Origin of the sequence: Campylobacter concisus UNSWCS (genome assembly GCF_000466685.1) — a bacterium.
GTDB lineage: Bacteria > Campylobacterota > Campylobacteria > Campylobacterales > Campylobacteraceae > Campylobacter_A > Campylobacter_A concisus_A.
Genome location: NZ_ANNG01000148.1, coordinates 1 through 316 on the forward strand (window position 1 = coordinate 1; position 316 = coordinate 316).

The 316-nt window shown below is 31.3% G+C and carries 1 protein-coding gene; it reads left to right on the plus strand.

All coding sequences use genetic code 11. The features are described 5' to 3' along the window. Positions 1 to 316, plus strand: a 316-nt coding sequence (locus UNSWCS_RS11295) for a hemagglutinin repeat-containing protein (protein WP_035144286.1), incomplete at both ends; no start/stop codon positions are given.

The following is a 316-nucleotide window of genomic DNA, read 5'->3' on the forward strand; positions in this document are numbered from 1 at the left end:
AAATCTACTAGCTAATAATAATATAGATATAAACACTAAAGATCTAAATATAAACTCTAGCCAAGATAGATTTGAATCAGATGAGAAAAGCAAGGCTCTTAGTGGAAGTGCTAAATTTACTGTGTATGGAGGAGGCGGAGGAAGCCTAGGTCTAGATCACTCACAATCAAACAGCTATAGTGAAAGCATCATCAATAATAACTCAAAGCTAATATCTAATAAAGATATAAACATAAACACAGCTAATGATACAACCATTAAAGGAGCAAATTTAAGAGCTGATGGAACACTAAATTTAAAAGTAGGAAATAATCTA